We start from the raw sequence: 14989 nt of genomic DNA, 5'->3' as shown, positions 1-14989 counted from the left end.
AAATAGAATCATGTATCTTCATTAATTGAAGATTATAACAAATAGCTGGACTAAAAAAATTTAAACAAAAGATAATCTTTCAAGATTTTAAACTTTCTTCTTCAATAAACATAACTAAAACAATCTATGTTAAAAATGTCATTAATGACCATTTCATTATGGTTTTTTGCAATTTCACTGTGTTTTTCTAAGGATAGACCTAACTTAGAAAGAACTAATCAATTATTAAATGACCCACCGATTATCGAGTTCAATGGATCCTTTGATGAAATTAATGTTCAACAAGGCTTTTTATCAAAATTGGTATCTTTTGATGAAATGTTTTCAACCTCTTCTGACGTAGCGTTACAGTATGAAGTGTCGTCAAATAATGATTCTATTGTTATTGTCGAATTTACAGATGATGAATTATTCAATATCAATATATTGGAAATTGGCAAAGTAGGAGCAACGAGTATTCTATTGTCTGCAATTATTCCTGATGAAGATACTCTAACTGTTGAGATCCCTGTTTTTGTTAGGGAGAGATTAATTTATCAAAAACCCATAAATGGTTTATGGTATTGGAAAGGATTTGAACAAGCACAAATAGATTTAACTGAAACTTTTATCGGTTCAGATAGTTCAACTATATCATTTGATTTTAATATAGAAAATACCGAAATAATTACAGCAGAACTTTCTGTAGAGGGAAATATAATTTTAATGAATGAAGGAAGTACAATAGGAGAAACAACTTTTTCTCTGAATGCATTTATTCCAAATATGGATACTATTTCTATTAAAATACCTATTGAGGTTTTAGCTGGAAATAGCTTATTTCAGGTCACAACGCAAAATACAGGTTCCAATAACTTAATAAGTTCCAAGATTAATAATTCTGAGCTATTAGATAGCGGTAATTATATTATGGTTGCACATTCAGGTTATTCAATTTTTAATGGAAAAACCTTTGAAAGTTTTAATTTTGACTATCTAACAGATTTTGGGAATAACATCACTGTTTTTGAAGAAGACGAACAACTTATTTTCATTAATTATGGGGGAATCAGATTTGTGAGCGGTGAAGAAGTGACTGTTCTAAACGATATTGTTAATGATAGCCCTTCACGTTTTTATGGTGTTAAAAAACATTCAGAAGAATCTTTTTATCTAGCAGCAAGCGATGGTAATCATACAGAAATAGAGATTTATCAAACAGCTGATTTTCATGAATTCAATTCACAACTGAGCTATACCTTATCAGAAAATGAATCAATAACTGGCTTTGGGATGATAGATACAGAGGAATTTTTTATTTTTTTAAATACATCTGTAAAGCATTACAAAAATGGCGAATGGTTAACTCTTGGCGAACAAGATTATAGGTATAATAGAATTTCAGAATTATATAAATCTGCTAATGGTAATTATTATTTGCAAGGAGAAAATGCTATTCTTAAATATGATGGATCTGAGATCACAGTTCTATATGATGATAATATTGCAACCGTTAATATCAATACAGGAAAAGATGAATTGATAGGTTTGACAGATAGACATAACTTATTCGTTATTGACCTAGATACAGATATAATCCAACAAGTTCATCACAATATCTGGGAGGATATTGAAAAGAAAAAGTACCCCTTTGATAATCGAGATTGGATTGACTTTAAGCAAGTTTCTTATTTTGGACAAAATGGTTTTCTTTTAAGTACTAATGAAGGACTTTTTGTAGTAGAAAATCGAAATAATTTAAAGGGTACGCATTCTATATATACAACCTATGATGGTCTTCCAAATAATGAAATTATACAAATTTATCAAGGCAAAGATACTGATATTTGGTATAATACCGGGGGAGGGATTTCAAAACTTTCAAATGAAAAATGGAATTATAAAGGCGAAGATACATTTCTTAAATTAGTAGACAGAGAGGGTAATGCTTGGTCTGGTGGAGATAATAGTTTGGTGAAAATTACGTCCACCAATGAGGTTATAGATCATTCTTCAGCTTTAAATGGAGTTAGTGTTTATAATGTGACTTATTTAGTAGATGGAAAACTATATATATCAACATTAGGAGGTGGAATATTAATTACTGAAGATGAGATAAATTGGGAATATATCACGAAAGAAGATGGTCTTTTATCTAATGATATTAAGGACGTATTTATTGATTCTAAAGGTAGAACTTGGGTACTATATTTACCAATTGACGATACAGGAAAATCAGTAACAGTTATCGAAAATGATACGTATACACACTTTAATAATGAAGATTTAAGTAATGGCTGGGTGAATGATGTTATTGAGGATGATAACGAAAACATTTGGTTAGCTACTTATAACGGTCTAGTTAAATATACAGCGACTAACGAATTGGAACATAATCTAGATTTATTACCATTGGATAAGACAAATGGACTCGAAACATTTAAAAAAGATAATAATGGAAATATCTGGATGCTATATTCTAGAACAGAAGAATTAGGAGTTAGCGTAATGCAAGATGAAAAAATAACGCACTTATCAGAAGATGAAGGTTTATTTTCGAATAGTGTTACAGATGTTGTTTTCATTACTTCTAATTCATCAAATTCCAGAAATAATAGTTCAACTGAACATATTATCTTAGGTGGAGCTGAAGGTGTCTCAAGGTTGACAATGGATTTTCTATCATCTCCAGATGGTGAAGCACCTATTGATGAGGATATTACAGATATAGAAGGTGTTGAAAATAAGACACTTAAAGTCTATCCAAATCCATCTTCTAGTATTTTAAATATTCAGTTTCCATCTGATGCAAAAAATTCACAGTTAACAATCAGAACATATACAGGAACAGTTCTTTTTGATAAACAATTAAATATTTATAACTCCACTTATACAATGGATATCTCTTCTTTTATAAAAGGATTATATATTATTGAAATCAAGACAGGAAAACTGTCTAAAAAAACAAAGTTCTTAAAACAATAAAATTTTCTCCACAATCTAATATTTTAGGTTGTGGAGAACTCTATCTATTATGTACGGCCAAGAAGGGAAACTAATTGATGGCCTTTGTAACTTAAAAAAATAATCTTTTAGACAGCTCTTTTACATATCATTCCCCTTTCTCCAAGGAGTAGCTTTCTAACAAACCTACCCCTCACTCTCCCAACTAAAACAGCAACAAGCTACTCTCCAAAAACAAGAATTGGAAGATAGCTTGAAACAATTGAGCAAAACGAAACAAAGATGAAGTGGAATATTCTAATTGAAGATGTGATGATATTCGTTGTAATGCTTGTACACCTATTGTGAATCAGAACCTCCTATGTTTGATAAAGTTTAATACTAAAATTTATGTAGCCTAAGAAGAAAAAATTTCAATATAATTTGTGAATTTTAAAAAAAAATATATTATTGTAATAACTAAATACTAGAAAACTAATTTTAAATAAATCTTTCATTAAAAATGACCTCAATCAAAAACCTTAAAACTTTCATTTAAAGAGAACTCAAACTTTATTAAGTTAGAATCTATATCATGTGAAATTGAAATCATGATTTATAGAGATATGAAATAGCCAACAAATGCCAAATTATAAAATAAAATGATTTTTAATTTATCAAATTGAATTTTACAAATCAATGTAAATCACATATTTTATGTCTAAACATTTATTTTCGTATTGAAATTATATTCTTGCTAAATCTTAAAATTGTTATAAACCTCTTTCATACTATTATTATATAGACAAATCCTCAATGGGATAATCACATATAAAATATGTATTACTTTTATGTATTTTAAACTTTTTTTACAATAGATAATTTCTTTGTTATATAAAAAGTCTATTTATCAGTCGTTTAAAATAGTTTAAATAGTTGATATTCATATATTTAAATGCTAATGTCAATTTTAAATCAAAATATTAATACTCAGCTTGAAAAAATATATAGCAAAATCGAGTCTTTATTGGTGACACTAAACACTAATATAAAAGCAGTAGAAAAATCAAAAGATATAAGTTTAGGAAATGGATTGTCAACATTAACCATTTGTAACTTTTATGCTGGAAGCTATCTAAATGATTCCACATATATTGAGAAAGGTAATGAACTAGTGGAAACGATAATTGATATATTAAATGAGCAAAGCTTTTCCTTAAAAAATATGTTCTCTTATTTTAATGGTTTAACTGGAGTTTGCTATCTATTTAATCATTTACAAAAAAATGATCTCATTGTATTTGATGTGCAAGAAAATTTATCTGCTATTGAAGATTATATTTTTAATTTAGGTTATAAATCAATAAAAGTAGGTAAAAGTGATTATTTACATGGTGGTTTAGGAATTTTATATTTTTTCTTAAAAAGAATTGAAAGTGAGATCAATGTAGAACGTTGTAACAAGATAATTGATGCCTATTTTACAAAAGCTAAAATTGATGAACAGGGCCTTCGAATGATAAATACTGTGTTATTTGAGGCGGTTGAAGAAGAGTATAACTTAGGTTTAGCTCATGGTCTTGCTGGTCAACTTATCATATTAAGTCACGCTTATGAGAAGGGACTAAAAAAGGAAAAAATACAATATATCATTGAGCAAGGGGTAAAATATATAGAAGGGAAGAAAAGAAAGTTAGAAGAAACGAACGGTAACTCTTTATATGCAGTGAGTTTTATTGATACTTTACCTCTTGATGACCCTGCAAATTTAGAGTTTTATGATTCTCGATTAGCATGGTGTTTTGGAGATCTTAATTTTGCCGTGATGTACTTTAAGTTAGGGAAGATATTTAACAACCCCAATTATATAGAAAGAGCAACTGAGATTTCAACTAGAGTAGCTTATATTAGAAATATAGAAACTGCTAAAATTGGAACTTCATTTTTCTGCCATGGATCTGCTGGAGTAGCTTATATCTTTAATAGTTTTTATAAAAAGACCAATAAGAACATTTTCTTTGAAGCGAGTGCTTATTGGTTATCATTTACATTGGAAAATATTGAAGAGCAAATCAAAATGCTTAAAACTAAGAATCAATCATGCCTTTTAGAAGGTGGAGGAGGTACTTTACTAAGCTTACTTTCATTCTTGAATAAAGATAGCACTGATAAATGGAATGAATTATTTATTCTAGATTAGTTTTTACTTATAAGTCCGTAAAGAAAATGATTAATGTTGTGCTATTAACAGTATATCCTTTTAATATTGTTCATTTATTATTAATCGTTATGTAAAATAGAGGTTTATAGTATTTAATCATCTTATTATTCATCATTGATAATATTAATTTTCACTTTAAGTAATGGAACAAAAAATTAAACTTGGATTACTAGACTTTGGTATTAGGAAAACTGACTATAGTAGTACGGGAAAGATTCTTGATGTCATGGAGTATGCTGAGTATGCTGACCGTTTAGGTTTTTCTAGAATTTGGTTAACAGAACATCACAATTATTCTTCAAGCAATGCATGGTCTAGTCCACAAATGTTACTCCTACTTATTTTAAATAATACGGATCAAATTAATGTTAGTGTTGCGGGGGTATTGTTAAATTATTACTCTTCATATGAAGTAGCATTAAATCTTGATGTTCAGGTATTTAAAACGCCTACTGGACTTTTGCTTTTATATCGGGAAACACCCATATTTGATAGAATAAAAAAGCCTAATGTTTGCATTATTTAGATAAAATATATTTCATTAACATAATTCACCTTTGCAATGTGATAAATACCAATTCTTTGTAAAATTATACATCGATCAAATATAATTAGAGTTTGTGTATCCCAAAACTCTCCCAAAAAAAAGGATGTTTTATACATACAATTATTTATAATAATTATGGATTTTATTAAATCTAATAAGGATTTAAAGTCTGTTGCTAAGAAATCAATTCAGGCTGAAGAACTATTTGAAAAAAGAATAGTTGTAGAATTGTCTGATGAAGAATTATCAAATACAAAAGGAGGTACAAGTCCTTCTTGTATTGTTACCGTGTTAATACCCTTAACAACAATTATTCCAAATGATGCTTTATCATCGGAAAATTAAAGAACAACTGATTTTTAAATCATAACTATTATGTACTCAAACATAATTATTTTTCTTAAAATTAAGAACTATGATTATAGTTGAGTGCTTACTGTAAAACATTTTGTTAAATACTAAAATAATGAATAAAAAATTATATTTTTTTCTAATATCTAGTTGGATTATAATATCAAGAATACTTGATGTATACTATACATATCAATTCACTCCTGATTTATCAAAAGAGGCAAATCCAATAGTTTCTATTTTTGGAATTTCTTCATGGTCTATTTTAACATTCATAATAACTGTAGTTGTAATTTATGTAATATACACATTCTATTTAGTGATTTTTAAACCCTTTGATTTACTACCTAATGAAAAAGGATATTCTTATAGTAATATTATAGCGTATTTATTTTTAGGAGTTAAAGAAAGTTGGTTATCTGTGTTCTATAAATTCCCCAAAAGTTACAAAAGAATGAAGTATTATTTAGGACATATTTTACCAGTATCGTTTGCATATGTAGGATTAATTACAACTATAATGTGGTTATTAATAAATAATACAGAGTCATTTTATACTGAATATTATCGTTTGAAATATGTCTTGGTTATTATTTTACTACCTATTGTTAGTTTTATCTTTGTTTGGACTTATTTGATGTATAAAAAATATCTAAATAAATTACGAATTAACTAATTTATTTTTATTTGGCATTACGGTCAATAGTGTTTTGTTTTCTGGGTAGGTATGAAAAAGGTTGTAATTAAGGCAAATTTATAATTACATAAAAGGTTACTGATTTAGTTTGTTACTTTATCTATTTTCTTATTAATCATTCAACAAAAGAATTAATAAATTTATTATTAACACTTGTATTTGATTTGTTTTATGATTTATCCCTTTATAATCTGATATTCTTGATCTTCATTCATAATGTTACGTTTTGTGTAACACTAATTCAGGACGAGACAAACGCTCTAAAAAAGAGACCTCCAAATCATGATTTGGAGGTCTCTTTTTTACGCTCTTTTAAGAAAAAAGTATATGAATGATAATAATAAAAGATTACTTACACCTATAAAACTAAATGAATAAATAAAAAATTCTGTATTTATTTCATCTTTTAAAAGAGAATAAACTAGATACAAAATAAAACCAATAGATGTTACTTGATTATACAAGAGTAAAAATGAAAGTGACTTTTTTTTTATTTTCTCGTGTTTTACATTTTTCATACTAGCTTAAGGTCTTGAAGAACTAGAAGAACTTTCTATTCTTATCGGTCTTTTATTTGACTTTGAAAAATAAGCCCCTCAAACCGTCTTAATTCAAGGGGTACAAACTACTTGCTTTCTTCTTTTTCTTTTTTTATAAGAATATTTAAATATTCATTATTTAATTTTAGATTTTTTCTCCATAAAAATAATATATTTAGAACGTAAAGAAATAAACTAAATGCTACACAAAATATAAATAAGTGAATAAAAAAACCTAAATAAGTAAACTGGTCAAAAGTTAATGAATCTAACATATTTAATCTATTATTTTTTTAATTCTGTTTTTCTTATTATCAATGACAATTTCAGTAACATCTCTTCTTGAGATTGAAAGATTAGAATTCATCACATTGAAACCCAGAGACATTATACCTGTTACTTTAAGAGTTGTCTCGTTTCCATTTGATTCTGATCTAACGCTAGATATTTTGTATTTATTAGCAAAAACAAAACCCGTTACTGATTCTTTTACATTCCATTTTCCATTTTCTTTATATACTTCATACGTTATTGTTATGAGTGGATTAGAACGTGTAGCCGTACCTATATATTTTTTAGGTCCTTGTTGTTGTATTCGATTTTGAATGGAACTTTTGAATTTTGTTTTGGCAAATCGTTCTGCTTCTGCTCTACTTTTTACTTTATACCCTCGTGTTGTGCTTCCGCTTCCATCTCCACCGCTGATTGAACCCTGATTACCATTCCCAAAATGATTAGGTGAATTTGTTAAGCCTTTTCCGAAACCACCTAAATTATTGCTATTAGGATAACTGCCTGATTTTATAGTTACACCTCCTAACTGTCTTATGCCTCCGTTTGTTCCTAATCCTCTAAAATCGTTTGGAGTTGTTCCTCCACCATCACCGCACTGCCCATCAGTACAAGAATGAGAAAAACTTGTTGTTCCATGAAACCTTTCTCTTTTAGTTACTTCTTTCCCTCGAATAAATCTATGATAATTTACTGTTTTTTGTAGAGGATCCATTAAATCAAGAACAGCAATAGTACCGTGAAACGTTTGTAACGATTCTTTAAAATTATAAGTTGATAATAACATTGCATCTTGATACTTGTACTGCATAATGACTAAATTAAATGTATAATTAGTATCATTATAGTTTTGATTCAACCGTAAAAATTGAGGGTATTCTAAATCATTTTTTTTTAGAGGTACAAAAATAACTCTTTCTGCTCCTTGAATCTCCATTGTTGCTTGATCGAATAGTAACGTATTACTATCAAACTGAGAGTAAGAATAAACTTTTTGAAATTCAGACTTAATAAAGTCAAGTTGGTTAAATGGCAAATGTCCGTTAGCTCCTTTTGTGTTTGGTGAAATATCACCGTTTAGCATAGCCTCGTTCATCGGTGAACAGCTAAAAAATAGGCTGATTAAAAGCCCTAATAAAAAATAGTTTCTCATTTAATTTGTTTGTTTTAGGTTTATAATTGTATGACAGATAAAAACTTATTTATGACATATCTCTGATTTTTGTATAACAAATATTAACAATTTGAAAATATTCTATAATAGTTCATTTTAAGTATACTTAAAATGAACTACAACACCACTTCGAATAAATGTGAATATTTACAGCATATCATAATTCATAATTGTCCTTTTATTGATGTTATTAATTTATGTTAAATACAAGCCATGAATATAGATCAATACAAAAGAATAAGGAATAACAATTTTGAAGGGTGTTCTAAAGAAGTTGATATAACTAAAAATAGGATGGAATTTCTTGACAAGATTATGAATGGAGATTTAAAGCAGTATATCAACCAAGATATAATTAAAGAAATAAAATCTAAAAGAGAATCAATAGATCTCTTGAATAGAATTTTAGATAAAATAGACCTTGAAAAGATAATTCTAAATAAAGAACATCTATTAAAGGTATTTAATAATAATAAAGATATAGAAAACTACATTATGTTATCTGAATTAATACTAAAGTATAAATAAAATGATTCATCAATTACTCGATAACTTTAAAAAGAGAAAACAAATATATTCTTCTTTAGATAACAACAACTTAATAAGGTTCATTGCACAATTAGAAAGTGATTCTATTTTTTTTAAGAAAATTAATCAACCACTTGAGAATATTGTCAAGGCATTTCTTTTAGATGTAATTTCACTAGAATACCTTATTGAGGTTAGTATTAGATATTATGAAAGAATAGTATTTAAAATCACTTATTTTGAAAATAATTCTAATTATTTATTCAAACTAGACAATTCTAATTTAGAAGCTGAATTTTTAAGAGCAGATCAAGCAACTTATTATTATTTAGAGCTAAATAAAACAGCATTTGATATTGATTTATTCAAACAAGTATTAGAACCTTCAGTCTATTCTACTATTAATAACCCTTATGTTGTTTTTAATGAATTATCACAAGACAGATTAAGAGAAGATAAAATAATTCAATTGTTTAAAGATATTCAGCTAGAAAAATCTGAGATAAAAGATCTATTAAACAAAAAAATTACAAGTACCTTAAATGAGAATAACTTAATTAATAAAATTAATAATGATCTAGAGCATAGAAAAAGTATAAGAAATAAATTTGTAGTAAAATTGAATGAAGGTAAATTAAAAATATTATTAGGTAAAGATATTATTGATTTAGAGTCTTATAAAGTAGAGTATTCTATTCAAAAAAATGATGTATTCGATTTAACTATTTGTCCTGTTATAACTCAGAACTACAATCTAGATTATAAAATAAAATTTCATTCTCCGAAAAATAGGAGTTGGAGAGATATTGATAATATTCTATATCATGCGAATAAAACAGAGATTGATAACCTTTTAAAAATTTTAGATATAACATCAACTTCTCTTATTAAAGAGAAACTTCAAAGTAAAAGTAAAAACTTATTAAATAGTTTCGATGAGTATACTTACTTGGATGTTGTAGATAAGGTTATGAATCACTTATCGATAAATGATAGTCACCTTACAATTGCTCAAAAAGAGCAAAAAATTGTTGAAAAGTCTTTTCAAAAGGCACTTAATAAATTAACAAAAGAGGAACGTCTTAAACTTGAACAGGAATTTATTAAAGAAGCCGAAAAAAGAGGTTTAAATAATGTAAAAGGATTTGCAGGTGTTGGAGGATCAATGCTCTTGGCTCAGGCTTCAGGATTTGGCGTTTATATGATGGCAACAACAGCATTAGGTGCTTTAACAAGTGCTTTAGGTATAACATTATCATTTGGTGTATATACAGGTATGACAAAAGCTCTTTCAGTTATAATAGGTCCAGTTGGATGGATTGCTCTTGGAGGTGCTTTTGTTTGGAAAGCATTTGACTCTGATTTTAAACGATTAACTCCAGCTGTTATAAACATCCATATTCTAAGGAAAAAGTATCTAGATGAAGATGAAATGTATAGGTTTTAATTTTTATATAAAAAATAAATAATGCAATGAAAAATTTCTTAAAAAAAGCGTTGACTAAAGGTGTTGAAGTTACTTCTGAATTAATTAATCTGATGGTATTATTGAGAAAACCGTTGAAGTAGCAAAAAAAAATAAAGACGAAATAAAAGGTGGTGCTGTCGGTGGAGTTAGTGGAGGAGTTCTTGGATCTACAATTGGGATTGCAGGAGCATTTGGGGCCGTTTCTGGTACTTTACCAGTTGCAGTTATAGGAGTAACAATTGGCTCTTTAACTGCAAAGGCATTAAAGAATAAAAAGGGAAATAAATAAAAGTATTATGGGTATTGTTTCTTTACAAGATGCTTTTATAAAGCATAAAAATAAATTTCATTCGCATACAAGGATTAAATATGCTTTAGATGAAATTAGTATATTTTCATTCCATCTAAAAAAGAATGGGTAGTCATTACTAATGACATGTTGGAAGGGTTAAATCCTTATATGATGGAACTCTTCTAAATGAGGTATATTTATCATACAGTACTTCTATAAACGTTCCGTAGTTCTTTCGATACTATGAATAAATAAGGTTCTATCTGTATAACAACAAGGACATTTTCCAGAATAAGTTACAGGTTTTAAATGAGTGATTCTTTTATTTATAGTATTAGATTCATTAGTAGAAAACCCATCAAATTCAAAGAACCAAAACTAGAAAAGGTTGAGAGTGGTATCATCATAACAAAATTAATAATATCCTATCTGCTAAAATGTTAAAAAAGCTATCCACTAAAAGTGAATCAGAACCCTATCGTTAACTTATTTATATCAACTATGTACAAAGAGTGCATAGTTAATTTCTAAGTTTACATTATTATTAATGAAACCTTTAAAAGAGTCTTGGAAAACAAATATCTGAATATAAATATAATTGTAATACTAATAACATATGACTTAAGTTTTATATATTGTGATGTGTTTTTTTGTTACATGCCTTTTTTAACCTAACCAGTAAGAGTAACTTTATATTACCTCTCACTACTATTAATATTTAAACTTATGAGCGAAGTTATTTTAAGAAAAATAAGACAACGAATTGATGGTAGACCATTATTTCAATATAAGATATCAGAAGAAGAGTATAGAATTTTAAGAATAACATTAAAAAATGGGGATAAGGATAATCTTTATTGGAAAGTATATTTTACATTATTTGCAGCTGAAGCATTTAGAAGAACTTATGCAGGTGGTCATTGGACTCAAGATTTAATTTTTAAAGAAATTAGTGATATCTTCCGATTATCACAACCAAAATTTGAATCAGCTATCAAAAGTGGGTTGAAATATCTAAGCCGGCCATTATTTCGAAATAATGCGGGGAGACAATTCTTAGGGACAATTGCGAGAGAATCAGGAATTCCAAGGGATGCTTTTATTGAAAATGGCTACCTAGTAAATACCTTAAGAGAGGCATTTAATGGTTATACTAATTTCCATACGGGTAATCTCTTACGAGATATTCAAAATTTAGTTTTGAAGCAGAATACTCCTGAAGTATTACAAAGTGAGGTGTATTATCAAATACTAAATGATATTATAGAAAGAGCATTTGAATTAAAGCATCAATTCCAATTAGGTAAACATGCTGACCCTATCGAATATTTGGATCAAGTAATACCTGAATGGAGAGAAGAACTACCAATTATTTTTGATGGAGAAAGAGGAGTTAATTTTTTGAATACTTTAATTTCCGATGTTGTACAAGCTCCTACGTTGAACGATCTGAAAATTCAACTTAGCACTTATTATAATGAAGAAAATGACTTATTTATTAATAAACTAATTTTTCCAGATGGTCATTATACAAAAGAAGATCTAAGAGTTGATACAGTGCTTTTTGATAAAGTAATTAATGCTAAAATATTACTTTATAGTATTGAGTCTAGTATTGAAATTGAAGTAGGTAGCACTTATAAATCATTCAAAAATGGAAGAGAAGGGTTTAATATCCAACGTTTGGGAAATAGTAATTTACCATCTGGTGCTCATTTAAAAAAATGGGAATTACGTTTTGTAGATCGCTTTACAGAGGCTTCATTTAATTTACCGATTATTAGTGAAACATTATGGGAAGAGTTACCCTGGTTTTTTATTAAAGATCAAAATAATCATTGGGTTTATAAAGGACAAGGTTCTGTCCGAACACATAGGACAGAAGGACTTGTAATAGCAAAACCTACACTAGCAATTCAGCAATCTGATATAACAAACTTTGTTGTTGTTAATAAAGAAAAGCATAAAGTTATTCATATAAATCAGACAATAGAGCTTAAGGATGAAGAGAACCTTTACCGTATAGCACTAGCACAAAATAAGGATGATCGACCTTTTCTTTATTATTTATCTCCTGCAAAAACAGTATATGACAATTATTTTTCATTAAATGCTAAAACTTTTTTAGGTGTTCCTTATCTGGTGAAGCAAGATAAAATCACTTTACAGAAGCAAAGAATACAAATCTCTAACATAGAGTATTTTTATGCTGGAAAATGGCATTCCAATTGTCATTTGGGAAAAGTACATATTCGATATATTGAGGACGGGATAACTGTATTTTTACAAAGGAACGTTCAGGTATTACCTGAAAACTTTTCTTATAATTTAGAAAATAATAAAATCTACCTTCAAAATTTTGACCCTTTTATTCCTGAAGTACAAAGACACGAAGCTGTAGAGTGGAACAATTTAGATAAAGGAGAGGAAGGTGCACTATCAGTATCATTTGATGAGGATTTCTTAAAGAGAAAAGAAACAATACAGTTCCGTTTAAGAAACAAAGAGGCTGAAGAATTGGATAACCTTTATTTCAGATTACCAGTTCCTAGTCAATCACTTAAACTATTATATAATGATAAAGTAGTTCATACTTCAGAGCTTAATGTACATCAATTGGATGGTTATCGTCTGTTTTTCAATAATCTAAGCTCTGCAAGTATTACGAAAACTATATCAATAAGGAGTACAACTGACTCGCAGGTCTGCTATACAAAAAAAGTAACTTTTCCTGCTCAACAAGTAACCTTACTTCCTCTATTGGAGTGCTATGATTTGTTACTGAAAGCGATTGCCTTTGGAAATAATATTCATAGTGCAATGGCTGAATTGACAATTACTGGAGAAAAAATACGTATTCGTGTACATCCACACTCAGGCGAACATATTGAATATAATCAAGAGGAACTTTCATTAAGTACACAATCGAATGCTGAACATGTTATGCTTCAAGCATTATGTTTAAGTTCAGTGTTAAGTAAAAAAGCATTTTTGGAAATGCCTTATGATATAACAACGCAAGATTGGAACCTTGAGGTCTTAGACAACAAAAAGCCTTGGCTTATATTTCCTGATAGAACATCGAAGATACAGTTTAAGCCGTTCTTAGTAAAAGCAAAGGAGGAGGCTTCATTATTAGCAGAAGAGGAAACTCATCTTGGTAGTTTTTCTTCTATTAGAAAGAGAAAGGATCGTATTGCAGCTTATCAAAAGCTTTTTGATACTGTTGCTTTAGATGAGGATCACACTGTATGGGATGAATTGGAACTTTTATATAAAAGAACAAAACATTTGCCTTTTACTACTTTTGATATTTGGAAAGCAATAGCTACACATCCTAAAATGATTATTGCAAGTATTGAGATAATGCCTCCTCAATTTTTAGAAAGGTTACATAACGAATTTATTATCAACTGGTATAAATTTCCTGTTCAAGATTGGGTAGAGATGCTTTCCGCATTCACAAATGGACTCAAAGAAAAAGACCGTTCATTATTCTTAGAGTCTATTTTTGATCAATTAGAGCATCGACTTCATCAGAGTACTTTAAGTAAAATATTAAAACATAAGTTTTTAGAAGAATTTTATAGTAATGAGCTTTCTTTTGGAGAATGTCAAACAAATATCATGGGGTATTTTGCTCAATTACTTCAAAGAACAGAAAATGTAAAGCATTGGACTAGGAATCATGATATTGTTGCGTTTTATAATAAAAATATTCCTGATTCATTAAAAGAATTATTTCCAAATTATCTTCCAATTAAAGATCATCATAAGTCAGTAGTATTCTTACCAGTTACTCTTGCTTATTTATCCATCTTTCCTCAAGATGATTTTTCAGTAGAAGATTTTCGTCTATTAAAAATCATCGATTTCGATAGAGATTGGTTTCAATTAATTTTTAATATGGTACAACACTATATTTATTCTCAAAAAACACAACTTCAAACCCAATAAAA

9 protein-coding genes are annotated in these 14989 nt (G+C 28.2%); 8 read left to right on the top strand and 1 reads right to left on the bottom strand.

What is annotated here, in order from left to right; genetic code table 11:
* The first annotated feature begins 144 nt into the window (after positions 1-144).
* The 5 genes from KM029_RS22350 (at position 145) to KM029_RS22330 (ending at position 6717) form a co-directional block, all read left to right on the top strand.
* Entirely contained in the window at positions 145-2964 is a 2820-nt protein-coding gene (locus KM029_RS22350; RefSeq protein WP_158631185.1) for a T9SS type A sorting domain-containing protein, read from the top strand.
* 919 nt (positions 2965-3883) lie between these two features.
* Complete coding sequence (locus KM029_RS22345) at positions 3884-5122, top strand: lanthionine synthetase LanC family protein (RefSeq protein ID WP_158631184.1); 1239 nt, start codon at positions 3884-3886, stop codon at positions 5120-5122.
* Positions 5123-5285: 163 nt separating this feature from the next.
* Positions 5286-5669: an LLM class flavin-dependent oxidoreductase gene (locus KM029_RS22340; protein ID WP_144076027.1), complete on the top strand. Its 384-nt coding sequence runs from the start codon at positions 5286-5288 to the stop codon at positions 5667-5669.
* A 156-nt stretch (positions 5670-5825) separates the two neighbouring features.
* Entirely contained in the window at positions 5826-6035 is a 210-nt protein-coding gene (locus KM029_RS22335; RefSeq protein WP_144076026.1) for a hypothetical protein, read from the top strand.
* Between the two features lie 121 nt (positions 6036-6156).
* Positions 6157-6717, top strand: coding sequence for a hypothetical protein (locus tag KM029_RS22330; protein ID WP_144076025.1), 561 nt, complete (start codon positions 6157-6159; stop codon positions 6715-6717).
* A gap of 837 nt (positions 6718-7554) precedes the next feature.
* Here the strand turns inward: KM029_RS22330 and KM029_RS22325 are convergent.
* Positions 7555-8721: a hypothetical protein gene (locus KM029_RS22325; RefSeq protein ID WP_144076024.1), complete on the bottom strand. Its 1167-nt coding sequence runs from the start codon at positions 8719-8721 to the stop codon at positions 7555-7557.
* A gap of 234 nt (positions 8722-8955) precedes the next feature.
* Here KM029_RS22325 and KM029_RS22320 point away from each other — a divergent pair, with 234 nt between their 5' ends.
* From KM029_RS22320 to KM029_RS22310, 3 genes are all read left to right on the top strand, one after another.
* Positions 8956-9270, top strand: a complete 315-nt coding sequence (locus tag KM029_RS22320) for a hypothetical protein (protein WP_144076023.1) — start codon at positions 8956-8958, stop codon at positions 9268-9270.
* 1 nt (position 9271) lies between these two features.
* Complete coding sequence (locus KM029_RS22315) at positions 9272-10717, top strand: YaaW family protein (RefSeq protein ID WP_144076022.1); 1446 nt, start codon at positions 9272-9274, stop codon at positions 10715-10717.
* Between the two features lie 1039 nt (positions 10718-11756).
* On the top strand, positions 11757-14987 hold the full coding sequence (locus KM029_RS22310) for an STY4851/ECs_5259 family protein (RefSeq protein WP_144076021.1): 3231 nt from the start codon (positions 11757-11759) through the stop codon (positions 14985-14987).
* The last annotated feature ends 2 nt before the right edge of the window (positions 14988-14989 follow it).

This window comes from Flammeovirga kamogawensis (genome assembly GCF_018736065.1).
In the GTDB taxonomy this organism is placed as follows: domain Bacteria; phylum Bacteroidota; class Bacteroidia; order Cytophagales; family Flammeovirgaceae; genus Flammeovirga; species Flammeovirga kamogawensis.
This window is presented reverse-complemented; position numbering and strand designations above follow the sequence as displayed.